24 protein-coding genes are annotated in these 26090 nt (G+C 53.3%); 14 read left to right on the forward strand and 10 right to left on the reverse strand.

Annotated elements, in window-relative coordinates:
- Positions 1-3: 3 nt before the first annotated feature.
- A complete protein-coding gene (locus NB640_RS08005; RefSeq protein WP_269308211.1) occupies positions 4-2343 on the reverse strand; it encodes a penicillin-binding protein 1A in 2340 nt (779 codons plus the stop codon).
- Positions 2344-2518: 175 nt separating this feature from the next.
- On the opposite strand from NB640_RS08005, the gene aroKB reads away from it, so the two are divergent.
- Both aroKB and NB640_RS08015 read left to right on the forward strand, forming a co-directional pair.
- Positions 2519-4219, forward strand: coding sequence for a bifunctional shikimate kinase/3-dehydroquinate synthase AroKB (aroKB, locus tag NB640_RS08010; RefSeq protein WP_269308212.1), 1701 nt, complete (start codon positions 2519-2521; stop codon positions 4217-4219).
- A 48-nt stretch (positions 4220-4267) separates the two neighbouring features.
- Positions 4268-5401, forward strand: coding sequence for a deoxyguanosinetriphosphate triphosphohydrolase (locus NB640_RS08015; RefSeq protein ID WP_269308213.1), 1134 nt, complete (start codon positions 4268-4270; stop codon positions 5399-5401).
- A gap of 39 nt (positions 5402-5440) precedes the next feature.
- Here NB640_RS08015 and xseA read toward each other — a convergent pair whose 3' ends face one another.
- Together xseA and NB640_RS08025 are read right to left on the reverse strand one after the other, a co-directional pair.
- Entirely contained in the window at positions 5441-6802 is a 1362-nt protein-coding gene (gene xseA, locus NB640_RS08020; RefSeq protein WP_269308214.1) for an exodeoxyribonuclease VII large subunit, read from the reverse strand.
- 236 nt (positions 6803-7038) lie between these two features.
- Positions 7039-7623: a DUF2889 domain-containing protein gene (locus NB640_RS08025; RefSeq protein ID WP_269308215.1), complete on the reverse strand. Its 585-nt coding sequence runs from the start codon at positions 7621-7623 to the stop codon at positions 7039-7041.
- A gap of 242 nt (positions 7624-7865) precedes the next feature.
- On the opposite strand from NB640_RS08025, the gene recA reads away from it, so the two are divergent.
- Both recA and recX read left to right on the forward strand, forming a co-directional pair.
- Positions 7866-8945 carry a recombinase RecA gene (recA, locus tag NB640_RS08030; RefSeq protein WP_269308216.1) on the forward strand — a complete coding sequence of 360 codons (1080 nt, stop codon included), beginning with the start codon at positions 7866-7868 and terminating at the stop codon, positions 8943-8945.
- 31 nt (positions 8946-8976) lie between these two features.
- Positions 8977-9420 carry a recombination regulator RecX gene (recX, locus tag NB640_RS08035; RefSeq protein WP_269308217.1) on the forward strand — a complete coding sequence of 148 codons (444 nt, stop codon included), beginning with the start codon at positions 8977-8979 and terminating at the stop codon, positions 9418-9420.
- A gap of 43 nt (positions 9421-9463) precedes the next feature.
- Here recX and lgt (NB640_RS08040) read toward each other — a convergent pair whose 3' ends face one another.
- Entirely contained in the window at positions 9464-10273 is an 810-nt protein-coding gene (lgt, locus tag NB640_RS08040; protein WP_269308218.1) for a prolipoprotein diacylglyceryl transferase, read from the reverse strand.
- Between the two features lie 159 nt (positions 10274-10432).
- Positions 10433-11266, reverse strand: a complete 834-nt coding sequence (gene lgt, locus NB640_RS08045) for a prolipoprotein diacylglyceryl transferase (protein WP_269308219.1) — start codon at positions 11264-11266, stop codon at positions 10433-10435.
- A 234-nt stretch (positions 11267-11500) separates the two neighbouring features.
- Between lgt (NB640_RS08045) and ilvD the strand changes: the two genes are divergently transcribed.
- The 9 genes from ilvD (at position 11501) to NB640_RS08090 (ending at position 21142) form a co-directional block, all read left to right on the forward strand.
- Positions 11501-13384 carry a dihydroxy-acid dehydratase gene (gene ilvD / locus NB640_RS08050; RefSeq protein WP_269308220.1) on the forward strand — a complete coding sequence of 628 codons (1884 nt, stop codon included), beginning with the start codon at positions 11501-11503 and terminating at the stop codon, positions 13382-13384.
- A gap of 117 nt (positions 13385-13501) precedes the next feature.
- Positions 13502-14899: an argininosuccinate lyase gene (argH, locus tag NB640_RS08055; RefSeq protein WP_269308221.1), complete on the forward strand. Its 1398-nt coding sequence runs from the start codon at positions 13502-13504 to the stop codon at positions 14897-14899.
- A 59-nt stretch (positions 14900-14958) separates the two neighbouring features.
- On the forward strand, positions 14959-15573 hold the full coding sequence (locus NB640_RS08060; RefSeq protein WP_269308222.1) for a MotA/TolQ/ExbB proton channel family protein: 615 nt from the start codon (positions 14959-14961) through the stop codon (positions 15571-15573).
- 9 nt (positions 15574-15582) lie between these two features.
- Positions 15583-16014, forward strand: coding sequence for an ExbD/TolR family protein (locus tag NB640_RS08065; protein WP_269308223.1), 432 nt, complete (start codon positions 15583-15585; stop codon positions 16012-16014).
- Between the two features lie 10 nt (positions 16015-16024).
- Positions 16025-17071, forward strand: a complete 1047-nt coding sequence (lpxK, locus tag NB640_RS08070; RefSeq protein WP_269308224.1) for a tetraacyldisaccharide 4'-kinase — start codon at positions 16025-16027, stop codon at positions 17069-17071.
- Positions 17052-17231 carry a Trm112 family protein gene (locus NB640_RS08075; RefSeq protein WP_269308225.1) on the forward strand — a complete coding sequence of 60 codons (180 nt, stop codon included), beginning with the start codon at positions 17052-17054 and terminating at the stop codon, positions 17229-17231. Before lpxK ends, NB640_RS08075 begins: the two co-directional genes overlap by 20 nt.
- 25 nt (positions 17232-17256) lie before the next feature.
- Complete coding sequence (gene kdsB, locus NB640_RS08080; protein ID WP_269308226.1) at positions 17257-18027, forward strand: 3-deoxy-manno-octulosonate cytidylyltransferase; 771 nt, start codon at positions 17257-17259, stop codon at positions 18025-18027.
- A gap of 155 nt (positions 18028-18182) precedes the next feature.
- Positions 18183-18839, forward strand: coding sequence for an adenylate kinase (gene adk, locus NB640_RS08085; RefSeq protein ID WP_269308227.1), 657 nt, complete (start codon positions 18183-18185; stop codon positions 18837-18839).
- 62 nt (positions 18840-18901) lie between these two features.
- Positions 18902-21142: a sodium-translocating pyrophosphatase gene (locus tag NB640_RS08090; protein WP_269308228.1), complete on the forward strand. Its 2241-nt coding sequence runs from the start codon at positions 18902-18904 to the stop codon at positions 21140-21142.
- Between the two features lie 63 nt (positions 21143-21205).
- Here NB640_RS08090 and NB640_RS08095 read toward each other — a convergent pair whose 3' ends face one another.
- The 4 genes from NB640_RS08095 to NB640_RS08110 all read right to left on the reverse strand — a co-directional run bounded on the left by NB640_RS08095 (position 21206) and on the right by NB640_RS08110 (position 24169).
- Positions 21206-21697, reverse strand: a complete 492-nt coding sequence (locus NB640_RS08095) for a TPM domain-containing protein (protein ID WP_269308229.1) — start codon at positions 21695-21697, stop codon at positions 21206-21208.
- 10 nt (positions 21698-21707) lie between these two features.
- Positions 21708-22484 (reverse strand): TPM domain-containing protein, encoded by a 777-nt coding sequence (locus NB640_RS08100; protein ID WP_269310429.1) that lies wholly within the window; start codon positions 22482-22484, stop codon positions 21708-21710.
- Between the two features lie 10 nt (positions 22485-22494).
- Positions 22495-23088 (reverse strand): LemA family protein, encoded by a 594-nt coding sequence (locus tag NB640_RS08105; RefSeq protein ID WP_269308230.1) that lies wholly within the window; start codon positions 23086-23088, stop codon positions 22495-22497.
- Between the two features lie 190 nt (positions 23089-23278).
- Complete coding sequence (locus NB640_RS08110; protein WP_269308231.1) at positions 23279-24169, reverse strand: DMT family transporter; 891 nt, start codon at positions 24167-24169, stop codon at positions 23279-23281.
- Between the two features lie 57 nt (positions 24170-24226).
- Here NB640_RS08110 and pyrF point away from each other — a divergent pair, with 57 nt between their 5' ends.
- On the forward strand, positions 24227-25060 hold the full coding sequence (pyrF, locus tag NB640_RS08115) for an orotidine-5'-phosphate decarboxylase (protein ID WP_269308232.1): 834 nt from the start codon (positions 24227-24229) through the stop codon (positions 25058-25060).
- Here pyrF and hrcA read toward each other — a convergent pair.
- Entirely contained in the window at positions 25041-26090 is a 1050-nt protein-coding gene (gene hrcA, locus NB640_RS08120; RefSeq protein ID WP_269308233.1) for a heat-inducible transcriptional repressor HrcA, read from the reverse strand. The genes pyrF and hrcA overlap by 20 nt on opposite strands.

The following is a 26090-nucleotide window of genomic DNA, read 5'->3' on the forward strand; positions in this document are numbered from 1 at the left end:
GTGTTAGAAAATTTCTCCCGCATCATCATCCGCATCCGGTTCAGGCTCCTTGTATTCGACCCCCAGATTGTTAACAACGGATCCTGGCGGACTTTCGATGTAGTAGTAATCGCCATTCACGGAGAGAATCCCCCTTGGTACCGGCTTGTTGTATATCGGCACATTTTTAAGGGCGACTTTCATGTAGTTGATCCAGATTGGCAGGGCCAGGCCGCCACCGGTTTCACGACTGCCCAGATTTCTCGGGCGGTCGTAACCAATCCATGCCACGCCAACCAGTCTTGGCTGATAGCCGGCAAACCAGGCGTCAACAGAGTCATTGGTTGTACCGGTTTTTCCTGCCAGATCCGGCCGGCCCAGTGCGCGTGCCCGTACGGCGGTACCCTGGAGAACCACATCCTTCATCATGCTGTCCATGATAAAGGCATTGCGTTCATCTAAGACACGATTGGCTTCATTACCGGCCTTGTCCGGCTGGGCTTCAGAAATGATATCGCCCTTGATGTCTGTCATGTAAGAGATGACATAGGGCGATACCTTGTATCCGCCATTGGCAAAAATGGCATAGGCCGCAGCCATCTGCAATGGTGTGACTGATCCGGCGCCCAGAGCAAGGGTCAGGAAGGGAGGATGTTTTTCTGCATCAAACCCGAAACGGGTGAGAAACTCCTGTCCATACTGTGGGCCGATCTGGTTTAACACACGGATGGAAATCATGTTTTTGGATTTTGTCAGCCCCCGACGCATCGTCATCGGTCCCTCATAGCGGGCATCATAGTTTTTGGGTTCCCATGACCGCCCGCCGGTCTGTGCAGCGGTAAACTGGATGGGCGCATCATTGATGATACTGGCGGGGGCAAATTTTTTCTCCAGTGATGCGGAGTAAATAAACGGCTTGAATGAGGAGCCGGGCTGCCGCCATGCCTGGGTCACATGGTTGAATTTTCTCTTGTTGAAATCAAAGCCGCCAACCATTGCCTTGATTGCACCATCATGCGTATTGAGAGAAACAAACGCGGATTCCACGTCCGGCATTTGCGTGATGGACCAGGTATCATTTTTTTCTTTGGTGACACGAATAATGGCGCCTTTTTTGATCTGTCTGCTGGGTTTTGCCGTTGCGGAAAGTCCGGATGCCGCAAAGCTCAATCCTTTGCCGGTAATGTGAATCTCTTCGCCGGAAGAGATCACAGCATGTACCACTTTGGGCGAGGCTTCCAGCACAATGGCAGCCAGCAATTCATCGCTGTCAGGATAATGTGCGAGTTCGGCTTCGATAGCTTCAGCGGCTTCTTCCTTGGATGCCGGAATTTCCATATAGCCTTCGGGACCACGAAAACCGTGCCGTTTTTCATAATCCATCACACCGTCTCTGACCGCACGATAAGCGGCTTCCTGATCAGTACTTGTGATGGTGGTGTAAACATTCAGGCCCTTTGTATAGGTTTCATCCTTGTACTGCTCATAGACGAGCATACGAGCCAGTTCTGCCACGAATTCGGCATGAATGGGAAATTCATTGGCTTTATTCTTGATCGTGATGACTTCGTTTTTGGCTTTTTCATACTCGGCCTGGCTGATATAGCCAAGCTGGTGCATGCGCTGCAGGATGTATTGCTGCCTGACCCGTGCACGTGCCGGATTGGCTACCGGGTTGTTCGCTGAAGGCGCTTTTGGGAGTCCGGCGAGCATGGCTGCTTCGGCTGTGGTGACATCCTGAAGCCTTTTGCCGAAGTAGATCTGGGAAGCCGAGGCAAAGCCGAAAGCTCGCTGTCCCAGGTAAATCTGGTTCATGTAGATTTCAAAAATCTGGTCCTTGGAAAGTGCACTTTCGATTTTCCAGGCCAGCATGGCTTCATACATTTTCCGCTTGAGGGTTTGTTCGCTGGTCAAAAAGAAGTTGCGCGCGACCTGCTGGGTAATCGTCGAGGCGCCTTGCCTGTTGGCGCTTGTCAGGTTGCGAAAGGCCGCCCTCATGATACCCAGATAGTCAATGCCGCCATGCTGGTAAAAGCGGTCATCCTCAATAGCGAGAACGGCTTTTTTCATGACATCCGGAATTTCGTTGAAACGGATCAGATTGCGTCTTTCTTCTCCGAATTCGCCGATAAGCACATTGTCTGCGGTATAGACGCGCAACGGCATTTTCGGCTGGTAATCGGTCAACTGATCCAGATCAGGCAGGTTGGGATAAACCATGACCATGGCAAACGCGCCCGTCAAGGCGCCGGCAATGCCAAGGCCAAAACACACGACAGCCGTGTTAAAGAGGGTGCGCAATACCCGCTGTTTGGTCCAGGGTGCTTTTTTTCGGGGGGAGCCCTTCTTTTTCCTTGAAATCATGCAGTGCAAACGGTAAATCAATGAGAACCGACATTATCCTTGAAACTGCAGATCTTCGCATTGGAATATTACGTTCCGGTTCAAATTAATTTGTAAATTTCTGTGTTTTTTTCTGTCAGGGAAAGGAAAACGACGTGAAGGTATTCGCAGATGAAATCACAGGTTACAATTTCGCATGGGCGAAAATATATTTCTGGTGGGCCTGATGGGGTCAGGCAAGACAACGGTGGGAAGAGCGCTGGCGAAGCGGCTCGGTCTGCGCTTTATTGATTCGGATCATGAGATCGAATCCCGGACAGGTGCTTCCATTTCCTGGATATTTGAGATTGAAGGAGAGGATTCATTTCGCAAGCGGGAGGTCGATGCCATTCGTGATCTGACGGCGCGAAAAGGGATTGTGCTGGCTACAGGCGGTGGTGCAGTGATCAGTCCGGAAAACCGGCGTTATCTCAAGGAGCGCGGAACAGTCGTTTATCTGCGTGCGTCCGTGAATAATGTGCTGCAGCGAACCATGCACGACAGGAATCGCCCGCTTTTACAGACTGACGATCCCAGGAAGAAGATGGAGGAGCTTTTCCGGCAGCGTGAGCCCTTTTATACAGAAGTTGCCGATATTGTGATTGATACCGGGCGGCAGAATGTGCATGCCATGGTGCAATCCATTCTGGGAAAAATGACCGGGAAACGCAAAGAGATAAAAACGGGCGGAAAGCCGGATGCAAAAAACAGAAACCGCAAAAAAAATGAAGGGCGACAGAAAAAAAGCATGGTGACAAGAGAATCCAAACACATTCATTTGCAGGTTGATCTTGGTGAGCGCAGTTATCCGATTGAAATCGGGCCGGGACTGATCAATGACAGCAAACTCATTGCTCGGCTGGTAAAAGGGAGCCGGATAGTCGTGGTGACCAATACGGTTGTGGCGCCGTTGTACCTGGAGAAGATGACCCGATCACTTGAAGCGGCTGGAAAACAGGTTATTCCCATTGTTTTGCCTGATGGCGAGCAGGAAAAAAACTGGGCCAGCCTGATGACGGTATTTGATATCCTGCTGGAAAATAAATGCGACAGGAAAACCACGCTGCTGGCACTGGGTGGTGGCGTGATTGGTGACCTGACCGGTTATGCGGCTGCGAGTTTTATGCGGGGCATTCCATTTGTCCAGGTGCCGACCACGCTGTTGGCAGAGGTGGATTCTTCTGTCGGCGGGAAAACGGGTATCAACCACCCGCTGGGAAAAAACATGATTGGCGCGTTTTACCAGCCGGAGGCGGTGATTGCCGATACCCTGACATTGAATACGCTGCCGGATCGCGAACTGTCTGCCGGGATGGCGGAAGTCATCAAGCATGGCGCCATTTTAGACCCTGACTATTTTGCCTGGATAGAAAAAGATATTGCGCAACTGATGGCGCGTGACGGGGCAGCACTGGCGTATGCCATTGGCCGTTCCTGTGAAATCAAGGCGGATGTGGTGCGGCAGGATGAAAGAGAAAGCAGCGGCTTGCGAGCGATCCTGAATTTTGGACATACCTTTGGTCATGCCATTGAAGCCGGGCTGGGGTTTGGTGAGTGGCTTCATGGTGAAGCGGTTGGTTGCGGCATGGTGATGGCTGCTGACTTGTCATGCCGGATGGGATTGCTTGATGCCGCCTCAACGGAACGCATCAGTAAACTGGTTAAAGCAGCCGGGCTGCCAACCGTCGCGCCTGATCTTGGGGTGGATCGCTGGATTGAGCTGATGCAGGTGGACAAGAAAAATGCTGGCGGCGAGATCCAGTTCATTCTATTGAAATCGCTCGGGTCCGCCTTTGTGACCACGGTGCCGGATGCAATGCTGCGCGAGACGCTGAAAGCCTGCGTCAACGCGGTATAACGAGGCCACTGGTTTTCCCGGCATACAGCCCATCTTAGGGGGACAGACATGAATCCATACCACTTGGCGCCTTATGCCGCCAAATCATCCGAGTCGCACGGCCGTGTTTATGATGAGCCGACACCGGTAACACGTACAGCCTTTCAGCGTGACCGTGACCGGATTATTCACTGTGGCGCATTCAGGCGGCTGGAGTATAAGACCCAGGTTTTCGTCAATCATGAGGGAGATCTTTTTCGTACCCGGCTCACACACAGTCTGGAGGTGGCACAGATTGCACGATCCGTTGCACGTAATCTGCAGTTGAACGGGGATCTGGTCGAAGCGATTTCTCTTGCGCATGATTTGGGGCATACGCCTTTCGGACATGCCGGGCAGGATGCGCTGGATGGGTGTATGGCAGCGTTTGGCGGGTTTGAGCATAATCTGCAGAGTCTGCGTGTTGTTGAAGTGCTGGAGCAGCGTTATGGTGCATTTGATGGATTGAACCTGACCTTTGAAACACGTGAGGGCATCCTCAAGCATTGTTCTGACGAGAAAGCGATTGAGCTGGGAGAACTGGGCCGCCGTTTTCTGGAAAACAGGCAGCCTTCGCTGGAAGCGCAACTGGCCAACAGGGCCGATGAAATTGCCTATAACAATCATGATATTGATGATGGTCTGCGTTCCGGCCTGATTACGGTTTCACAATTGCAGGAAATCGACCTTTTTGCCCGACAGTGGCACGAGGTAAAAACGGCGATGCCGGGTATCAGTGAACGCCGGATGGTTTATGAAACCATCCGGCGGATGATCAGTGCCCTGATCGTTGACCTGACACGTACTTCAGAGGAAAAAATACGTGAAGTGGCACCCTCCCATATTGAAGATGTGCGCCATGCGCCACAGTTGATTGCTTTTTCAGAAAAAATGGCAGAAGAAGCGGCGGCGCTGAAAGCGTTTCTTTTCACCAATCTCTACCGGCATTACCAGGTCAACCGCATGAGCAGCAAGGCGAGACTCATTATCCGCCAGCTCTTTCATGTATTCATGGAAGATCCGTCGCTTCTGCCGCCGGATGAGCGGGCGAAAACCAACCGGGAAGCAGACCATGCCCGTCATATTGCGGATTACATTGCGGGGATGACAGACCGGTACGCCATGCGGGAATACCGCCGTCTTTTTGAAGTGGATGAGGTTTAGGCTCTGCCCTTGCGAATGTAAGGGCAGAGCCTGGGCCGTTTATTCGATTTCGGGCTGGACACTGGCAATGCCAACCTGTGCGCTGCCCTGAGCCAGCCGGATAGTGACATTTTCCCGTATCGGTAATTTGAGCGGGGAACGGATCACGCGCCCGCGCTTATCGGTGATAATGGCATAGCCGCGCTCAAGTGTCCGCTCGGGACTCAGGAGTTCCAGTTGTGCATGCCATGAAGCCACGCCTTGCCGATGACTGGTCATGGCGGCACTGATAAGGGATGCCATCTGGCGCCGGGTTGTCTGGAGCCGGGTATGGTATACGGCAGTGTCCGGCAGTTTTCCTCTCAGGCGGATTGAGAGGTGCAGCAGCCGGTTTTGTGCATCGGTGACGAGCCGCTTTTTGGCGTTTGACAATTGGTCTGCCAGTGCGCCAAGACGGATTTTTTCCCGCCGGGTGTAGGTTGCCGGGCTGATCAGGCGACGCGAAGCCATATCTACATGCTGGCGGGTATTGGCCATGATGCGTTCCATCGCATACTGGAGATCTTCCGCCTGTGTTCTGATGGTGTTCATCCAGTCAGTTTGGGGGCGGGTGGCCATTTCTGCCGCACCGGTTGGTGTCGGGGCGCGAAGATCGGCAACAAAGTCGGCGATGGTGGTATCGGTTTCGTGACCAACACCGGAAATAACCGGAATCGTGCATGCGGCAATGGCACGAGCGACGATTTCCTCATTGAAGCTCCACAGGTCTTCCATGCTGCCGCCTCCCCGGCAGACGATGAGCATGTCGGTTTCTGCACGTGTGGATGCCGTCTGGATTGCCTGGGCGATTTTTTCTCCTGCGCCGTCTCCCTGGACGGGAGCCGGGTACAGAATAATACGAACATGTGGTGCTCGTCTGGAAAGGGTTGTCAGCACATCGCGCAGTGCTGCAGCCTGCAGGCTGGTCACAATGCCGATGGTCCGGGGAAAAACGGGCAGGGGCTGCTTTTTGTCTGTTTCAAAGAGTCCTTCTTTTGCCAGTTTTTCCTTGAGGCGCTGGAAAGCTTCAAAAAGGTTGCCAACGCCGGCATGACGGATTGCTTCGACATTCAACTGGTAGTCGCCACGTGCCGGGTAAAGGGTTACGGTGGCGCGTGCTTCAATCCTGTCGCCATTCCTGATGTCAAAACCGACTGATTGGGCGCGCCCCCGGAACATGACAGCCCGAACCTGGGCCGTATCATCCTTGAGTGTGAAGTACCAGTGGCCGGAAGCTGCCCGTGTAAAGTTCGAGATTTCACCTGCGATCCATGTCAGGGCAAAACTTTTTTCCAGCAGGCGGGCAACAGACTGGTTCAGTGCCGAGACCGTCAGGACAGGAGGTGCTGCTGCCGTATGTTGTTCTGTGATGTCAGGATTCATGCCGGTTTATCAGGAAGCTTTCCACAAGGTTATACAGTAACAGAGAAGAACCATCAGGCTGTGATAACTTGGAGAGGGTGCTAACGCAATGATTTATCAATGAAAAACGGTTAATTCTCGTGTATTTTCTTAAAATTGTTTTTTTAACAGACAACCTGTTTATTCAGGCCATTTTTCCACAAAGTTATCCACAAGCCGGGCTTTGTCAGCAAACCCGTTTTCCGGCAAAGCCTGAATCAGCCGAATTCCTTGCTGGATGAAATGTCGTCTGCCACCCATTTCGGATAAAACTTTGCGACAACCGGGCCATCCGTTCGGAGTGCATGGCAGCCATCCAGATGGAAGGGTTTTTCGCCGCTTTGCTGGAAAGCCGTTTTCTCGCTGGTGTCTTTTTCGCCAAAGATGAGAACCTGTACCGCAACATAGGGCAGGAGTTCAACCAGTTCATTCATATGGGTACAACCGGCGGCCTTGCCCAGCCGTTCCCGAACGCCCTGCCGGAAATTTTTCAAAAGATTCAGGCCGATCAGTTGCTGATATTTCGCTTCGATCTGTTCACAGTAGCCGCCAAAAGGTACCTGATCAAATACCACCAAAACATCGACAATATTGGATTTTGCATCGGTCGTGATCCGAATCGACAGATCGTGAAGCGGCCGGTTTGCCGGGATGACAAAAGAGGTGACTTCAAGATCGAAGGGTTTGACATCCGTAAAACGGGCATCAATATCCCAGAGCTCATCCTCTCTCAGGTAGAATTCGACATGAAGTCTGCGTGTGTGCTTTAAGGCACGTCGATTGGGTGAATCAGGGAGTGGCATGGTTTATCAAGAATAAACAAATTATTGCTGAAAGGTTGCACCAAAGCGGACGTAATCACTGGTGCAAAAAAGCAATCTTTTATTTTAACAGACCCCTTGAATGCGTGCAAAAGAAGCACCCGGACGGGTGTTTTCGCTCAAAAACAGTACAGAAAAAATTTACCACACTGTTTATTTGTACAGTACAATACAACTTCATTATGGCCTAACAGATCAATTTTTTAGTTTGCGGGAAGATTCTCATGGATGATAAAAAAGCCAATTCGGAAAAAGGTAAAGCGCTGGCAGCGGCGCTGGCACAGATTGAAAAACAGTTTGGCAAAGGCTCTGTCATGCGTATGGATGACGGTGCAGTGGCAGAAGAACTCGCTGTTGTTTCTACAGGATCGCTTGGGCTGGACATCGCGCTGGGCGTAGGCGGTCTGCCACGCGGACGTGTGGTTGAGGTCTATGGGCCTGAGTCTTCCGGTAAAACCACCCTGACGCTTCAGGTTATTGCCGAGATGCAGAAGCTTGGCGGCACCTGTGCCTTTATTGATGCCGAGCATGCGCTGGATGTAAATTATGCCCAGAAACTGGGTGTCAATCTGCATGAACTCCTGATTTCCCAACCGGATACCGGCGAACAGGCGCTTGAAATCACCGATGCACTGGTGCGTTCCGGTGCGGTGGATCTGATCGTGATTGATTCGGTCGCTGCGTTGACGCCCAAGGCGGAAATTGAAGGAGATATGGGCGACTCCCTGCCGGGCCTGCAGGCGCGTTTGATGTCGCAGGCACTGCGCAAGCTGACCGGCAGCATCAACCGGACCAATACCACTGTTATTTTCATTAACCAGATCCGGATGAAGATTGGTGTCATGTTCGGCAATCCGGAGACGACGACCGGCGGTAATGCGCTGAAGTTTTACTCATCCGTTCGCCTGGACATCCGTCGTACCGGCTCCATCAAATCCGGTGATGTGGTGATCGGAAACGAAACACGCGTCAAAGTGGTCAAAAACAAAACGGCGCCCCCATTCAAGGAGGCACATTTTGACATCCTGTATGGTGAGGGTACATCACGCGAAGGCGAAATTCTTGATCTGGGCTCTGATGCCAAGGTTGTTGACAAGGCTGGCGCATGGTACAGCTATAATGGTGAACGTATCGGACAGGGCAAGGATAATGCGCGCAATTACCTGCGCGAGCGTCCCCAACTGGCGCGTGAAATTGAAAACAAGGTGCGCGCGGCACTGGGCGTGCCGGAATTGCCTCCCATGACAGGGGAAGAGAAAAAGGTCACAAAAGCGGCGAAAGAAAAAGCTGAGAGTGAAAAGTAAAGCCGCATAATCACACACCTGTTGCACGAATATGACACGGGTACCCAGTTTGAAAGCGAGGGCATTGCGTTATTTGTCATCGCGTGACTACAGCAGAAAGGAGCTTGCCCGCAAGCTCCTTCGTTTTGTGGAAGACGGGGATGATCTGGGTGATTTGCTGGCCTGGCTTGAAGCACAGGGTTTTTTGTCGGATACACGCTTTGCGGAATCGCTCGTCCGTCGCCGTATGGGGCGCTACGGCAACAGCCGGATCAAACAGGAGCTGCGTAATCATCAGGTGACAGACGCGTTGCCTGATGATGCGATGCAGGAACTGATTGACAATGAGGCCGCCCGTGCCTACGAGGTATGGGAAAGAAAATTCGGTGAGCTGGCGACGGATCAGAAAGAGCGGGCAAGGCAGATGCGTTTCCTTCAGCAGCGCGGCTTTTCTTCCGAGGTGATCCGCAAGATCATGACGAAAGGAAAAGGTTGATTTTGCAGGGGGGCCTATTGCCTTTGCAGACAGGGTAAACCAGCTATGGGAGCCGCCTTGTGGAATAGTTGCGGTAGGCCAGAAACAGTCCGCACAGGCCCACAATAATCATCGGGACAGACAGAAGCTGCCCTGCTGAAATAGTAAACCAGCCAAGGGTAACTTCATAATCCGGTGTGCGGAAATATTCCGTGAAAAAGCGGGCCATCCCGTAAAGCAGGCAGTAAAACGCGGTAACGGCGCCGGGCGGCCGGGGCTTTCTTGCATAAATCCATAAAATGACAGCGACCAGCAATCCATCCACCAGGGCCTGGTAAAGCGGGGAAGGGTGGCGCGGGAGGTTGTCAATGTTGGGCCAGATCATGGCCCAGGGAAGCGAGGGATCAGCAATACGCCCGGGAAGTTCGGCATTGATGAAATTGCCTATTCTGCCTGTGATATAGCCGAAGGTGATCAGCGGCGAAATCAGATCCATGATTTCCAGAAGTCCCCGGTTGTTTCTGCGACCATAAAACCATGCAGCGGCGAGAACACCCAGTGCGCCACCGTGATAAGACATGCCGCCTTTCCATATGGCGAAAATCTCCAGTGGATGGGAAAAATAATAGGCGGGAGCATAGAAAAGCACTTCACCGAGCCGCCCACCCAGAACGACACCGATAACACCGTAAAACAGCATGTCATCAAGATTTTTCGCCGTCCAGCCCGCCCGTGCCATGTGCGGCTGTCTGATGCGGATACGGCCGAAAACCAGAAATGCAATAAAGCCAAGCAGGTACATCAGTCCATACCAGTGAACAGCCAGCGGCCCGATTTTGAGGGCGATCGGATGGGGTAGCGGATGAATCAGCATAGACGTTGTGTTGGCAAAAAACGCATGAAAACAGCGATCTAAAAAATCGTCATCATAAGCGGAAACCGCTTCGTTTTGTCAATTATTGCCTGTTCAGGAGCACCTGTCACGCATGAGCAGGGGCGCAGCAGGATGCCGGGAGTATTGCAGAATCAGCAATTATTTGTCGATCCGGTGCCAGGTCTTGTTCAGCATGTCATGCGATTTTCTGGCATAAAGGTGAGAAAACCATATGATTGCAGCCAGAATCATTGGAAGGGAGAGCATTTGTCCTGCTGAAATGGTCACCCCCAGAAAGGATACGGTGTAATCCGGGATGCGGAAGTATTCGGTAAAGAATCGGGTGATGCCGTACAGGAAAAGATAGAAGGCGCTGACAGCGCCGTCCGGATGGGGCTTTCTGGCAAAACCCCACAGCAGGAAAAACATGATGACCCCATCGAAGAGTGCCTGGTACAGGGGTGATGGATGCCGCGGCAGCATATCCACGTTGGGCCAGATCATGGCCCAGGGCAGGGAAGCATCTGCAACACGTCCGGGCAGCTCGGCATTGATGAAGTTGCCGATTCTGCCTGCGGCATAGCCAAGCGGGACCAGCGGGGCGATGAAATCGAGGACAGGAATAAAACCCTTGTGGTATTTTTTTCCATAAAACCACATGGCAATAAAAACGCCAATAAAGCCGCCGTGATAAGACATGCCCCCCTGCCAGACAGCCAGTATTTCCAGTGGGTGTGACAAAAAGTAGGACGGGTTGTAGAAAAACACTTCCCCCAGGCGACCGCCGATGATAACGCCGAATGCCCCATAAAAAAGCAGATTGTCCAGGTCTTTCCTGTTCCAGCCGGCCTGTTCGATATGTGGTTGTCTCAGGCGTAGATTGCCGAGAAGGATGAATTGGACGAACGCTGCAACGTACATAAGGCCATACCAGTGTATGGCAAGTGGTCCCAGCTGGATTGCCACCGGGTCGGGGAGCGGGTGAATGAGCATGTCTGGTGCCGTTCCGGGCACACCTGCCGGATATGGCCTTTCTTTGGTGAAGTGTTGTATTGTGTCACAGTTTAAATTGTTAGGTACCTGATATTTTTGAGGTGCAGCAAGTTTTGAGGTGTTTTAATCTTTTCAGGTGCAGAGACTGCATTTTGGCAGAGGCAATGATACGTGCAGCGCGGTTTCGTGTCACAATAATTCTTTTTTTGAATCAAATCAGCGGAGAAAGACAAAATGCCCGAATATCGTTCCAGAACGTCCACCCATGGACGCAATATGGCCGGCGCCCGCGCGTTGTGGCGTGCGACAGGGATGAAAGATGGTGATTTCAACAAGCCGATTATTGCCGTCGTCAATTCATTTACCCAGTTTGTGCCGGGGCATGTCCATCTCAAGGATATGGGGCAGATGGTGGCGCGCGAGATTGAAGCGGCTGGCGGGGTTGCCAAGGAATTCAATACGATCGCTGTGGATGACGGTATTGCGATGGGGCATGGTGGGATGCTGTATTCCCTGCCGTCACGCGAACTGATCGCCGATTCGGTGGAATATATGGTGAATGCGCATTGTGCAGATGCGATGGTCTGTATTTCCAATTGCGACAAGATTACGCCGGGGATGCTGATGGCCGCGCTCAGGCTGAATATCCCCGCCATTTTTGTTTCCGGCGGCCCGATGGAGGCCGGCAAGCTGGTGGATGTGCTGCATGGCCAGAAAAATGCGGATGAAAAGGAGCAGCGTATCGTCAAGATTGACCTGATCGATGCCATGATCCAGGCAGGAAATCCGCAGATCAGTGATGAAGAAGTGATGAACTATGAGCGTTCGGCCTGCCCGACCTGCGGCTCGTGCTCGGGGATGTTTACGGCAAACTCCATGAATTGCCTGATGGAAGCGCTGGGGATGGCGCTGCCAGGCAACGGTACGCTGGTTGCCACGCATGCCGACAGAAAAGAACTCTTTTTGCGTGCAGGCCGGACGATTGTCGGGCTGGCCAAACAGTATTATGAAAAGGATGATGCCTCGGTGCTGCCACGCAGTATTGTGACCAAGACGGCACTGGAAAATGCGATGGCGCTGGATGTCGCCATGGGCGGCTCGACCAATACGGTTTTGCACTTGCTGGCGGCGGCAAATGAAGGGGAAGTGCCGTTTGTGATGGCTGATATTGATCGGGTTTCCCGCCACGTGCCTTGTCTGTGCAAGGTGTCACCGGCAACGCATGATTATTTCATTGAGGATGTACATCGTGCCGGCGGGATTTTCGGCATACTGGCAGAGCTGGCGCGTGCCGGCCTGATTGATACCAGTACGCCAACGGTTCACAGCCCGACGATGGCAGATGCAATTGCCCGTTATGACGTGATGACGACAAAAGATGAAGGGGTGCTGTCGCTGTACCGTGCAGCGCCAGGCGGCGTGCCGACACAGGTGGCATTTTCGCAGGATCGGCGGTATGAGGAGCTGGATACCAACCGGGTGTCCGGCTGTATCCGTAATCGTGAACATGCTTATACGGAAGATGGCGGCCTGGCTGTTCTGCATGGCAATATCGCGCTTGATGGCTGTATCGTGAAGACGGCCGGCGTGGATGAGCGTATCTGGAAATTTACCGGCAGAGCACGCATTTTTGAAAGCCAGGAGGATACGGTCGAGGCGATTTTGCAAGACAGGATTTTCCCGGGTGATGTCATTATCGTCCGCTATGAGGGCCCCAAGGGCGGTCCCGGCATGCAGGAAATGTTGTATCCGACGTCCTACATCAAATCAAAGGGTCTGGGTTCAGACTGTGCACTTTTCACCGATGGCCGTTTTTCCGGTGGTTCATCCGGGCTGGTGATCGGGCATGCTTCACCAGAGGCGGCATCCGGCGGTGCGGTTGGCCTCATTGAAGAAGGCGACATGATTGAAATTGATATTCCGGCGCGCACCATCAATCTCCAGATCAGCGATACCGATCTGGCCCAGCGGCGCCGGAAAATGGACGCCAAAGGTGACAAGGCATGGAAACCGGTCAATCGGGAGCGCGTGGTATCAAAATCCCTGCAGGCTTATGCCGCCATGGCAACGTCAGCTGATCGTGGTGCGGTCAGGGACATCAACCAGTTGAAAAAATAAGCTGTCTGATGACTCAGGAAAAAAATCCCCGTGTGACGGGGATTTTTCTTTTGATGAACAGGGCGGGTTTTTAGGGCGAGGCTGTTTTATAATCCCTAAATTCATCAGGATTACATTATGAGTTCAGATTCCATTCAAAAAGGGGATGCCTGGTCCGGTCGTTTTTCCGAGCCGGTGGATGCGCTGGTACAGCGGTATACGGCATCGGTCACATTTGACAAGCGGCTGGCCGTTTATGATATCCAGGGGTCGCTTGCCCATGCGGAAATGCTTCAGGCACAGGGGATACTGAGTGCCGGGGATTATGCTGATATCCAGCGCGGGATGGCGCAGATCACGAATGAGGTGAATGCCGGCGAATTTGACTGGCAGATTGCGCTTGAAGATGTGCACATGAATATCGAGAAACGCCTGACCGATCTGATCGGTGATGCGGGAAAACGCCTGCATACCGGTCGGTCACGCAATGACCAGGTGGCAACGGATGTGCGCCTTTACCTGCGCTCTGAAATTGACCGGATTACCGGGTTGCTGCGCAACCTGATTGGCGCGCTCTTGGGGCTGGCCGATCAGCATGCTGATACGATCATGCCCGGCTTTACTCATCTGCAGGTCGCCCAGCCGGTGACATTCGGGCACCATATGCTGGCGTATGCCGAGATGTTCAGACGGGATATGGAGCGTATGACCGACTGCCGCAAACGGGTCAATCGCCTGCCGCTGGGCGCGGCTGCGCTGGCAGGAACCACATTCAATATCGATCGTGAGCGAGTCGCAAAAACGCTCGGTTTTGAGGGCATCTGCCGCAATTCACTGGATGCGGTGTCTGACCGGGATTTTGCCATTGAATTCTGTGCCGCTGCGGCATTGGTGATGGTGCATGTTTCGCGTATGTCCGAGGAGTTCATTATCTGGATGAGCCCGCGATTCAATTTCATTGATATTGCCGATCGTTTCTGTACCGGTTCATCGATCATGCCGCAAAAGAAAAATCCGGATGTGCCGGAACTGGCACGCGGAAAAACCGGCCGGGTAAACGGCAACCTGATGTCGCTTTTGACGCTGATGAAGGGGCAGCCGCTGGCGTATAACAAGGACAACCAGGAAGACAAGGAGCCGCTTTTTGATACGGCGGATACGCTGATTGATACCCTGCGTATTTTTGTCGATATGGTCGGTGCGATCACGCTCAAAGTGGAATCCATGCGCCTGGCGGCACTGGAAGGGTATGCGACAGCAACGGACCTGGCAGATTACCTGGTGAAAAAGGGGCTGCCTTTCCGGGTTGCCCATGAGGTCGTGGCAAGGGCTGTGCGCACCTGTGTGGAAAAAAACTGTGACCTGAGTGATCTGACGCTGGAAGAAATGCAGGCTTTTTCTCCACTGATCGAAGCAGATGTGATGTCTGTCCTGACGCTGGAGGGATCGATTTCTGCACGGAACCATGCCGGTGGAACCGCGCCAAAACAGGTGAGAAAAGCGGTTGTCGCCATGAAGAAAGAGCTGGGATTATAGAAATGGATGAAAGCCGGTGATGTCACCGGATGGATTGTTAACTGAATCGGGAGGGTTGCTTGTTTGCCATTATTGAAGCTGCCGGCTGGCCTATCTGGCTCTTGTTGATTGCCTCTGTTGTCGGGATGGCACTGATCATTGAGCGTTTATGGTACCTGCGCAGCAACCGCATCGTGCCCAAGGGATTGCTAAATGAAGTGATACAGGTTTACCGGGAAGGCAATGTCAATGAAGAGACGATAGAACGGCTGGAGCAGAATTCCCCGCTGGGCATTATTCTGGCCGCTGCGCTGAGAAATGCCGGACTGTCGCGTGACGAGATGCGGCACTCCATTGAGGAAACCGGACGCGGGGTAGCGCATCAACTGGAGCGTTTTCTGACGACAATCGGCACGATTGCGACACTGTCTCCGCTGATGGGGCTTTTCGGCACGATTGTCGGCATGATCGAGATTTTTGGCGCACAGACTGCTGCGGGCGCCAATCCGGTCCAACTGGCGCAGGGGATTTCCATTGCGCTGTACAACACGGGATTCGGTTTGCTGATTGCGATGCCGACGCTGGTGTTTTACCGGCATTTCCGCGCACTGGTGGACCGCTTTCTTGTGGAAATGGAAATGCAGGCGGTCAAGCTGGTTGAGGTGGTACACAGCCAGCATTTTATGGAAGTATAGAGAGCACCCATGGATTTTCGTAAGCGCAAAGCACGTGATGAACCGGAAATCAACCTGATTCCGTTTATTGATGTGCTGCTGGTTATCCTGATTTTCCTGATGGTGACAACCACGTACAGTAAATACACGGAATTGCAGATTACCCTGCCCACGGCGCATGCCGACATGATGCCGGAGCGGCCTAATGAGTTGTATGTGACCATTGATGCGTCAGGCCAGTATGCCATTAACAACCATCGCATCACTTACGAAAATCCGGCGCAACTGGCAAGGGAAATGCGGATTATCGCGCCGGAGTCAACCGATGTGAAAGATCCGGTTGTGATTATTGCCGCTGACGGCAGTGCCCCTCATCAGCGCGTCATCAATGTCATGGAAGCCGCCCGCCTGGCGGGACTGGAAAGGCTGACGTTTGCCACGCAGTCAGAAGCAGGGGGATAATCCCGGATCGATGAAATCGTCACCAAAAACAGACTGGATGGCTATCTGGCAGGATCGCGGCAGGCTTGCCGGGCTCCTGTGGCCGCTATCCCTGCTTTTTCGCCTGGTGGTCTGGGCAAGGCGAAAAGCTTACCAGGCAGGGTTTTTCAAATCGTCGAAACTGCCGGTACCGGTTGTGGTGGTCGGCAATATTTTTATAGGCGGTACCGGAAAAACCCCCCTGGTGATCTGGCTGGCTAAAGCATTGACGCGCGCGGGTTTTCATCCGGGCGTTGTTTCGCGGGGTTATGGCGCAAAGGGGAAGCTGCCGGAGGAGGTTCTGCCGGATTCCCTGCCGGGCAATACCGGAGATGAGCCGCTTCTGATCCGTTTGAACGCCGGCTGTCCGGTTGTGGTGGGAAAAAAGCGGGTGGATGCGGCCCGGCTGTTGCTTGAGCGGCACCCTGACGTCAATGTCATTATTTCAGATGATGGATTGCAGCACTATGCCATGCAGCGGGATATCGAGATGGTTCTTTTTGACGGGCGGGGGGCCGGAAACGGGTGGATGTTGCCTGCGGGACCATTAAGGGAGCCTGTTTCCCGTCGCCGCGATTTTACCGTGGTCAACAGCATGAATTATCCGGCGCCCGGCAATCTGATTTATTCCCCGGATATTTTCCTGATGCAGTTGGCCGGCGATACGGCTGAAATGCTGATGGACCGTTCAAGGCGCATGACGCTGGCCGAACTGTCCGAAAGCGGGCGGCATGGGCGTCTGCGGATTGCAGCCGTTGCCGGGATCGGCAACCCGGCCCGTTTTTTTGTCATGCTGAAAACCGCCCGTCTGGAGGTACAGACATGCCCACTTCCTGATCATTTTGATTATGCCAGCAACCCTTTTGAGAAAATGGATGCGGATATCATTCTGGTCACGGAGAAAGATGCAGTAAAATGTGCCCGAATAGCTGCCATCGCAAAGGACACACGTATCTGGGTTGTGCCGGTGAGAGCGCAGCTTGATGATGGACTGGAACAGAAAATAGTGGAGAAATGCCGTGAATACGGAACTGCTTGACATACTGGTATGCCCGCTGTGCAAGGCGCCGGTTCATTATGACAGGGAAAAACAGGAACTCATCTGTCGCTCTGACCGACTGGCTTATCCGATCCGCGACGGTATTCCTGTCATGTGGGCAGACCAGGCGCGGGAACTTGAAGACGATGAATTTCCCTGATCCATTATATTGAGCGGCTGATCTTATGTCCTTTCATGTTGTTATTCCTGCCCGTCTGGCGTCCACCCGTCTTCCCAACAAACCGCTTGCCGATATCGGCGGAAAGCCGATGGTGGTTCGTGTCGCCGAGCGGGCCCGTCTTTCCGGTGCCTCGGAAGTGATTGTGGCAACCGATGATGCTTCTATTATTGGTGCCTGCACGGCACATGGCGTGACAGCCATGATGACGCTGGCAACCCATCCGTCGGGTACGGACCGTATTGCTGAAGTGGCCCAAAAAATGCAGTGGCCGGATGAGGCGGTTGTTGTGAATGTCCAGGGGGACGAACCATTGATTGAACCGGAGCTGATTGCCGCGACGGCTGCAAAAATCAGTGAAAAGACACCGATGGCCACAGCGGCACATCCGATTCATGCTGCCGGGGATCTTTTTAATCCGAATATTGTGAAAGTGATTTTAGACAGCGAAGATCGCGCGCTTTATTTTTCAAGGGCGCCGATTCCCTGGGATCGATCCGCTTTTGCTGAGAAGCCGCAGAAGCTGCCGGCAGGTTATGAAGCCTTAAGACATGTCGGGCTGTATGCGTTTCGTAACGCCTTTTTACAGCAATATCCCACGTTGCCGATTTCGCCTGTCGAGCAGTTTGAAGCGCTTGAACAGCTGCGGGTTTTATGGCACGGCCATACCATAGCCGTCTATGTGAGCCACACGATTCCAGCCGCGGGTGTTGATACGCCGGAAGACCTTGAACGGGTGCGAAGGCATTTTTTATTGGCTCAGGATCAGTCTAAGTAACTCAAAACACTCGAAATTGTTGCGATTCCAAGTTAAAATCTAATGTTTTTGGGAAATACGCAAATTAATTATATGGACAAAACAGGGCTGTGGTCCGAAAAAACGGACACGGGCCTCTTTTTTGTTGTCCATTTTGATCAGATAGGAAAATTGCAATGCGCCTCATCCTGTTAGGAGCCCCAGGTGCCGGGAAGGGTACCCAGGCCACATTCATTCGTGAAAAATACGGTATTCCACAGATTTCTACCGGCGATATGCTCCGGGCGGCTGTCAGTGCCGGAACACCACTTGGCCTGGAAGCGAAAAAAGTCATGGATGCCGGTGGTCTGGTGTCAGATGACCTCATCATTAACCTGGTAAAAGAACGTCTTAAAGAGCCGGACTGCAAGGCCGGGTATCTTTTTGACGGTTTCCCGAGAACACTGGGGCAGGCTGAGGCCTTAAAGGAAGCAGGCATTGCCATTGAGTATGTGGTGGAAATTGATGTGCCTGATGAAATGATTGTTGCCCGCATGAGCGGTCGCCGTGTTCATCCGGCATCCGGGCGGACATACCATGTCGAGTTTTACCCGCCAAAAAATGACGGCAAGGATGATATTACCGGTGAAGCGCTGATCGTCCGTGATGATGACAAGGAAGAAACGGTGAAAAAACGTTTGGCCGTCTATCATGAGCAGACCGAAATCCTGGTGGGCTATTACAGCAAGTGGGCTGAATCCGGCGTACCCGGTGCTCCCCGTTTTCGCCGTATTTCCGGCGTTGGCGCAGTGGATGACATCACGGCCAACCTGCTCAGTGCCCTGAGCAACTGACCCCGTTTTCGAGCAGATTTTCAATTACATAACGACTGGATAGATAATAAAAAGGAGTAAACATGGCAGCAGGTTTGTGGTTTGCCGTAGTGTGTGGAATTATTGCCGTTGTATACGGTCTTGTGACGAGAAACTGGATTCTCAAGCAGGATGCCGGTAACCAGGCCATGCAGGATATCGCGCAGGCGATCCAGCAGGGAGCTGCAGCGTATCTGGCGCGCCAGTATCGTACGATTGCCGTTGTCGGTATTGTCCTGTTTATTGCCATCGGGTTTATTCCGGGACTGGGTTTTTCTACCGCTATCGGGTTTCTTGTCGGCGCCATACTTTCCGGCGCATGCGGCTTTATCGGCATGAATGTTTCGGTTCGCGCCAATGTCCGCACCGCGCAGGCAGCGGTTACCGGCATGAACGAAGCGCTCAATGTCGCTTTCAAGGGTGGCGCGATTACCGGGATGCTGGTTGCCGGGCTGGGTCTTCTGGGCGTGGCCCTTTTCTATCTGGCACTGATCCTCGTTGCACCGGCCAATACGTCACTTTCTGCCCATGACATCATCAAGCCGCTGATCGGCCTGGCGTTTGGTGCGTCGCTGATTTCGATTTTCGCCCGTCTGGGTGGCGGTATTTTTACCAAGGGCGCTGATGTGGGTGCAGACCTGGTCGGCAAGGTGGAAGCCGGTATCCCTGAAGATGATCCGCGCAATCCTGCCGTGATTGCCGACAACGTGGGTGACAATGTGGGTGACTGTGCCGGTATGGCAGCAGACCTTTTTGAAACGTATGTGGTCACCCTGATTGCGACCATGCTCCTGGGTGCGCTGTTGATTACCAATGCCACGACCCAGGCGATTCTGTATCCGCTGGTGCTGGGCGGGGTTTCCATTATCGGTTCGATTGTCGGCTGTTCGCTGGTCAAGGCTGATCCGGACAAGAAGGTGATGTCAGCGCTTTACAAAGGGCTCTGGTGGTCTGCCGGACTTTCACTGATTGGTTTCGTGATTGTGACCTGGTTCATGATGCCGGAAGACATGCGCTGGCAGATGATTGGCGCGTCGGTTGTCGGTATTGTTCTCACCGGACTCATGGTTTATATCACCGAGTACTATACGGGAACCGACTTCAAGCCGGTCAAGCATATTGCCGAAGCATCGACGACGGGTCATGGCACCAACATTATTGCCGGTCTGGGCATCTCCATGAAGTCAACCGCCTATCCGGTGCTGGCAGTCTGTGTTGCCATTTTTGTTTCTTACCAGTTTTGTGGCGGCCTGTACGGTGTTGCTATTGCGGCGACGTCCATGCTGTCGATGGCTGGGATTATCGTGGCACTCGATGCCTATGGCCCGATTACCGATAATGCCGGTGGCATTGCGGAAATGGCCGGCATGCCGGATTCCGTTCGCGCCATTACCGACCCGCTTGATGCCGTGGGCAATACAACCAAGGCGGTGACCAAGGGCTATGCGATCGGTTCGGCAGCACTTGCGGCTATTGTGCTTTTTGCCGATTATACGCATGCGCTGGAGTCCGTCGGTCATACCACGACATTTGACCTGTCCAATCCGCGTGTCATCATTGGCCTCTTTATTGGCGGCCTGATTCCCTACCTTTTCAGCGCGATGGCGATGGAAGCGGTTGGCCGTGCAGCCGGTGCTGTCGTGGTTGAAGTGCGCCGCCAGTTCAAGGAGATCAAGGGCATCATGACCGGTGAAGGCAAGCCCCAATACGACAAGGCAGTAGACATGCTGACAACGGCGGCGATCAAGGAAATGATCATTCCATCCCTCCTGCCGGTGGTCGTACCGATTGTGGTTGGCCTGGCATTGGGACCTGCTGCTTTGGGTGGTGTGCTGATGGGGACGATTGTGACCGGGATTTTCGTTGCGATTTCCATGACGACCGGGGGCGGTGCCTGGGATAATGCGAAAAAGTACATTGAAGATGGTCACTTTGGTGGTAAAGGTTCCGAAGCCCATAAAGCGGCGGTGACCGGTGACACGGTGGGCGATCCGTATAAAGATACGGCAGGCCCGGCGGTCAATCCACTGATCAAGATCATCAATATTGTGGCATTGCTCATTGTGCCGCTGTTGCCGATGACGGTAACCGAAGCGGATACCCAGCCTGAGCCGGTAACCGCTGTGGTGGCACCGACTGTTCCTGCCAAGGCGGTGACAGAGCCTGCACTGGCAACCGGCAAGATGAACGTGAATACCACGCCGCCGGTTACCTCGTCGGCTGTACCGGCAGCAGTAGAGCCTGCGGCGACAGAGGAAACGCCGCCGCCTGTTCCAGCCAAGTAAATAGTCCGTGTTACCAAATAAAAAAGCAGCTTCGGCTGCTTTTTTATTGAGGAAAAATAACAGCTAAAGGAGGATGGGCTCATCCGGCAGCTGGTTTTCCCGTGGCCCGTTCAGCGGAAAATGCTGTTTGAGGAGTTGATTGATGGATGTCAGTGCGTCCAGTGTGCTTTGCTGAAAACGTCCCTGGCTGAATCCTTCTGTCATGGTCAAGCAGATGGTATCCCACTCCTTCTGATCCACTTTGGGGGCAACACCGCGGTCTGCCACAATTTCAACCTGACGGTCCGCCAGATTGATATAGACCAGGACACCGCAGTTTTCTTCCGTATCCCAGATGCCGTAGCGCCCGAAGAGTTCAAGCGCTCTTTCTCTCGGTGCGGTTTTTGCACGGATGGCATCCATTGACAGGGCTGGTTCGATAATGACACGCAGTTCGGCCCGGTGGGTTTTCTCGCCCTCGGTAATGCAGCTTTCGATGGCTTTGAGTGTCGTCGCAGGAAAGACGCGGCTTGCTGCCGTGCGGGTGGTGAAAAGATGTCGGAAAAAACGGCTCATGATGTACTCCTTACCAGTTGCCCGAGGCGCCGCCGCCGGAAAAGCCACCCCCGCCACCGGAAAATCCGCCGCCACCGCCGCCAAAGCCACCGCCACCAAAGCGGTCATCATCCCTTCCCCGGTATCTGCCGAGGCTTCCGCCCAGTATGATACCGCTCAGAAAAGCGCCCCGTCTTCTGGAGCGGATGAGGATGAAAATGAACAGCAGCATGATGAAGAAAGACAGCCATGATCCGATCTGACTTGCCTGCTGTTCCTTTTCTGCCGGTGGTGCAAATTCTTCCTGGTTCAGTGTGGCGATAATGGCAGAAACCCCGGCGGAAAGTCCGCCATAGAAGTCATTGAGCCTGAAGCGCGGGGCGATGACATCCTGGAGGATACGCTTGGCCTGGATATCGGTCAGCACGCCTTCTGTGCCGCGTCCGCTTTCAATCCGGAGCCGGTTCAGCGCGGGCGGGTTGTTTTTGGCAACCAGCAGCAAAACGCCGTCGTCAACGCCTTCCCTGCCAAGTTTCCATGCATCGACGACCCGGATACTGTATTGCTCAATGGATTCTGGCTCGGTGCTGTCAACCAGCAGGAGAGCGATCTGGCTGCCTTTTTCGGCCTCATAGTCCCGTAATGTTTTTTCGAGTGTCTCCCGTTCGTCAGGGGTGAGCATACCGGCCAGATCCGTTACCCGCGTTTGAAGCGGGGGGACAGCTTTCAGTTCCTGTGCCTGGCTGGCCGCACACAATAAAACAAGCAGTGAGGCGAAAAGCAGACGAAAAAACGCGGGGTGTTTCATCACTTAGGCATCACTTGTCAAAATTGACAGCCGGTGCTGTTGAAATGGCTTTTTCATTATCAACGGTAAAGGAGGCTTTCTGTTTATAGCCGAATACCAGTGCGGTAATGTTGGAGGGAAAGCTCCGTGCCAGCACATTGTAGTCTGCTACCGTCTGGATATAGCGCTGGCGGGCTACCGTGATCCGGTTTTCTGTTCCTTCCAGCTGTGCCTGCAGATCGCGGAAGCGTCCGTCAGCTTTCAAGTCCGGATAACGTTCGGATACGGCCATCAGCCGGGAAAGTGCGGAAGTCAGTTCGCCCTGGAGCTGCTGGAATTTCTGGAAGGATGCCGGATTGTTCAGCACCTCCGGTGTGATCTGGAAGCTGGTGGCTGCGGCGCGTGCCTGGGTTACCTGGACAAGGGTTTCATTTTCATGCTGGGTGTATCCCTTGACGGTATTGACCAGGTTGGGAATGAGATCCGCACGGCGCTGGTACTGGTTCAGCACTTCCGCCCATGCCGCTTTTACGGCTTCATCCTTTTGCTGGAACTGGTTGTAGCCACAGGAACTGAGAAGAAGGGCAGTGGCGGAAATTATCACGAAACGGATTAATTTTTTCATACAGTCCTCAAAATAAACAGATCAGAAAAGTCCAGGAAACGCTGATTAAAAGGCTTTGAGAGCGAATTGCTGCGTTACGCGGTGCTCGCACCCTTCGCCTATCTTAGGATATGTCTTGGTTGCTGCGCTCCGGGCGCCTTGCACTTCATCTCCCCAAGCCATTTAATCAGCGTTTCCTCCGGTCATAAAGCTATTTGCGGGCGGATGCACCCGGTTTCAAGAGGACCGTGCTCATGGAAACCAGGATCAGCAGCATCGCGACATAATCCTGCCAGTGCGGGGTTTCTGACAGGATCCATGCGCCGGAAAAAACACCAACGACAGGCACCATCATGATGGACAGGCCTGAAGCAACCGGTGGCAGGGTACGTGCCATTTTATTCCAGATCGTGGTGGCAACGCCAAATACAAAGATAGCATTGTATAAGATTGCGGCCCACTCAAGCGGTTCCGGCATTCGCCACGACGGATGCTCAAAGATGAGCGCGATCAGTGCCATGACCGTTGCGCTGAAAGCGATCATCCAGAAAGTCAGGGAACTGGTGGGAACGGGTATCTGTTTGCGCCTGAGCTGAACCGTGCCGTATCCCCAGATGGCCGCAGCACCGAGTGCGATGCATGTGCCGGTGGAACCGGAAGACAGCACGGAAAAATCGCCGGAAAGTAAAAGCAGGGCACCCGCGGCTGCGCAGATGATGCCAAAAAACGCCATACGGGAGAGTTTTTCCTTAAACAGCAGGCATGAAAATATCACTGCCCATACCGGCATGGTGTAACACAGAATGGCGGCGCGCCCGGAGGACAGCATTTTGACGCCGAGAATCATCATGGTCTGACAGATCAGGATATTGGGAATGGCCAGCCTGATCAGTGGAAGTATGTATGCTTTGGGAACGGCAATGGATTCATTCATCCGGCGGGCGAAAAACCACATGACCGGCAGTGAACAGAACATGCCCATGACACGAAATGTCACCGGCGGGATATTTGTCACGCCGAATTTCATTACCGGCCAGTTGAGTCCCCAGAAAAGCGTGAGGACGATGAGCAGGAGAATGTCTTTTCTCGATAAGGAATTCATGGGCGATTCGCTTGTTATACGCGTTACAATATACACTTTGTCTCTGGAGAATGCACTGTGAATTTTTTGGATAAACTGAATGCTGCGTGGGAAGCCAACCATTCGCTTCTCTGTGTCGGGCTTGACCCGGACACCAAGCGTTTTCCCGCTTATCTCCAGAAAAAACCGGATGCCATCTTTGCCTTCTGCAGGGCCATCATTGATGAAACGGCGGATGTTGTCTGTGCCTTCAAGCCGCAGATTGCCTACTTTCATGCGGAAAGGGCAGAAGATCAGCTTGAGGCAGTGTGCGGATACATCCGCGAAAAATACCCGCATATTCCCCTGATTCTTGATGCCAAGCGCGGGGATATCGGTGCCACCGCCGAGCAGTATGCTCGCGAAGTCTTTGAGCGTTATCAGGCCGATGCCGTTACCCTTTCCCCCTACATGGGATTTGATTCGGTTGAGCCCTATCTTCAGTACAGGGAAAAAGGGGCCATTGTCCTGTGCCGCACCTCCAATCCGGGGGGCTCGGATCTTCAGTTTTTGCCCGTTGATGAAGCGGGCCGCCAGGTGCCGCTGTACCAGCATGTGGCGCGCCTGGTTGCCGAAAAATGGAATACCAATGGCCAGTGTGCCCTGGTGGTCGGCGCAACCTTCCCGCAGGAACTGGCCGCTGTCAGGGAAATCATTGGTGACATGCCGCTTCTGGTGCCCGGCATCGGCGCGCAGGGCGGTGATATCCAGGCGACGGTTGCCGCAGGCAAAACCCCGGATGGCAAAGGCATGATGATCAACTCATCCCGTGCCATCCTGTATGCCGGTATTGCAGAAAATGAAGTATTTGCCAGGGCATCCCGCAAAGTGGCCGAAAAAACACGGGACGAGATCAATCGGTATCGTTTTTGATACCGTGTTCCGGATGACTGAGTGCGCTGGATAAGAGGCGTGCCGTAATATCCACAATCGGGATAACCCGATGGTATTCCATCCGTGTCGGGCCGATGACGCCCAGGGTGCCGACAATATTGCCATTGACCTGATAAGGCGCGGTGACCACGCTCATGTCATCCATGGGGACCAGTTGGGAATCTCCCCCGATGTAGATCTGGACACCCGTTGCCTTGCTGGAAACATCCAGCAGCTTCATCAACTCGGTTTTTTGCTCAAACATATCGAAAAGCCGCCTGAGCGATGAAATGTCATAGGTGAGATCAGATACGCCAAGCAGGTTTTTTTCGCCTGAAATGACAACATGTTCACTGTCGTCGGTTAGCGCTTCATTGCTGGCTTCGATGGCCGCAGCCATGAGTTTAGACAGGTCCTTGTGCAATTGCTGCAGTTCGGCATGCAGTCGCATACGGATGTCATCGAGCTGCAGCCCGCTGAAATTCCGGTTGATGTAATTGGCGGCTTCAACCAGTTGTGAGGGCGTGTAATCTGTCTCAGTCAGTAACAGCCGGTTCTGGACATCCCCGGAAGGGGAAACGATAACCAGCAGAATGCGTTTTTCCGAAAGGCGCAGAAATTCAATCTGCCTGAAAGCCTGTTCGTGGCGGGGAGCCAGTACAACCCCGGCAAACTGGGACAGCGAGGAAAGCATCTGGGCAGCATTGGCAATGATTTTCTGCGGTTGGCCGATCTGCAGGCTGTGCTGGATATTGGATTTAACCGATTTCTCGCTGATGGGCTGGACGGTCAGCAGGGTGTCAACAAAAATACGGAATCCTTTCGGTGTGGGAATCCGGCCGGCTGACGTATGCGGGCTGGCAATAAATCCCATGTCTTCCAGATCCGCCATGATATTGCGAATGGTGGCAGGAGAAAGCTCCAGGCTGGAGAGCTTGGACAACGCACGTGAACCAACCGGCTGACCTTCGGCGATATATCGCTCTATCAGTGTTTTCAGCAGGATTTTTGCGCGTGGTTCAAGTTGCAT

The organism is Oxalobacter vibrioformis (assembly GCF_027118995.1).
Taxonomy (GTDB): domain Bacteria; phylum Pseudomonadota; class Gammaproteobacteria; order Burkholderiales; family Burkholderiaceae_D; genus Oxalobacter; species Oxalobacter vibrioformis.

Bases quoted from the DNA above. Each gene is read 5' to 3' on its own strand.
- NB640_RS08005 (WP_269308211.1), bottom strand. From the start codon at position 2,343: ATGATTTCAAGGAAAAAGAAGGGCTCCCCCCGAAAAAAAGCACCCTGG.
- aroKB (WP_269308212.1), top strand. From the start codon at position 2,519: ATGGGCGAAAATATATTTCTGGTGGGCCTGATGGGGTCAGGCAAGACA.
- NB640_RS08015 (WP_269308213.1), top strand. From the start codon at position 4,268: ATGAATCCATACCACTTGGCGCCTTATGCCGCCAAATCATCCGAGTCG.
- xseA (WP_269308214.1), bottom strand. From the start codon at position 6,802: ATGAATCCTGACATCACAGAACAACATACGGCAGCAGCACCTCCTGTC.
- NB640_RS08025 (WP_269308215.1), bottom strand. From the start codon at position 7,623: ATGCCACTCCCTGATTCACCCAATCGACGTGCCTTAAAGCACACACGC.
- recA (WP_269308216.1), top strand. From the start codon at position 7,866: ATGGATGATAAAAAAGCCAATTCGGAAAAAGGTAAAGCGCTGGCAGCG.
- recX (WP_269308217.1), top strand. From the start codon at position 8,977: ATGACACGGGTACCCAGTTTGAAAGCGAGGGCATTGCGTTATTTGTCA.
- lgt (WP_269308218.1), bottom strand. From the start codon at position 10,273: ATGCTGATTCATCCGCTACCCCATCCGATCGCCCTCAAAATCGGGCCG.
- lgt (WP_269308219.1), bottom strand. From the start codon at position 11,266: ATGCTCATTCACCCGCTCCCCGACCCGGTGGCAATCCAGCTGGGACCA.
- ilvD (WP_269308220.1), top strand. From the start codon at position 11,501: ATGCCCGAATATCGTTCCAGAACGTCCACCCATGGACGCAATATGGCC.
- argH (WP_269308221.1), top strand. From the start codon at position 13,502: ATGAGTTCAGATTCCATTCAAAAAGGGGATGCCTGGTCCGGTCGTTTT.
- NB640_RS08065 (WP_269308223.1), top strand. From the start codon at position 15,583: ATGGATTTTCGTAAGCGCAAAGCACGTGATGAACCGGAAATCAACCTG.
- lpxK (WP_269308224.1), top strand. From the start codon at position 16,025: ATGAAATCGTCACCAAAAACAGACTGGATGGCTATCTGGCAGGATCGC.
- kdsB (WP_269308226.1), top strand. From the start codon at position 17,257: ATGTCCTTTCATGTTGTTATTCCTGCCCGTCTGGCGTCCACCCGTCTT.
- adk (WP_269308227.1), top strand. From the start codon at position 18,183: ATGCGCCTCATCCTGTTAGGAGCCCCAGGTGCCGGGAAGGGTACCCAG.
- NB640_RS08090 (WP_269308228.1), top strand. From the start codon at position 18,902: ATGGCAGCAGGTTTGTGGTTTGCCGTAGTGTGTGGAATTATTGCCGTT.
- NB640_RS08095 (WP_269308229.1), bottom strand. From the start codon at position 21,697: ATGAGCCGTTTTTTCCGACATCTTTTCACCACCCGCACGGCAGCAAGC.
- NB640_RS08100 (WP_269310429.1), bottom strand. From the start codon at position 22,484: ATGAAACACCCCGCGTTTTTTCGTCTGCTTTTCGCCTCACTGCTTGTT.
- NB640_RS08105 (WP_269308230.1), bottom strand. From the start codon at position 23,088: ATGAAAAAATTAATCCGTTTCGTGATAATTTCCGCCACTGCCCTTCTT.
- NB640_RS08110 (WP_269308231.1), bottom strand. From the start codon at position 24,169: ATGAATTCCTTATCGAGAAAAGACATTCTCCTGCTCATCGTCCTCACG.
- hrcA (WP_269308233.1), bottom strand. From the start codon at position 26,090: ATGCAACTTGAACCACGCGCAAAAATCCTGCTGAAAACACTGATAGAG.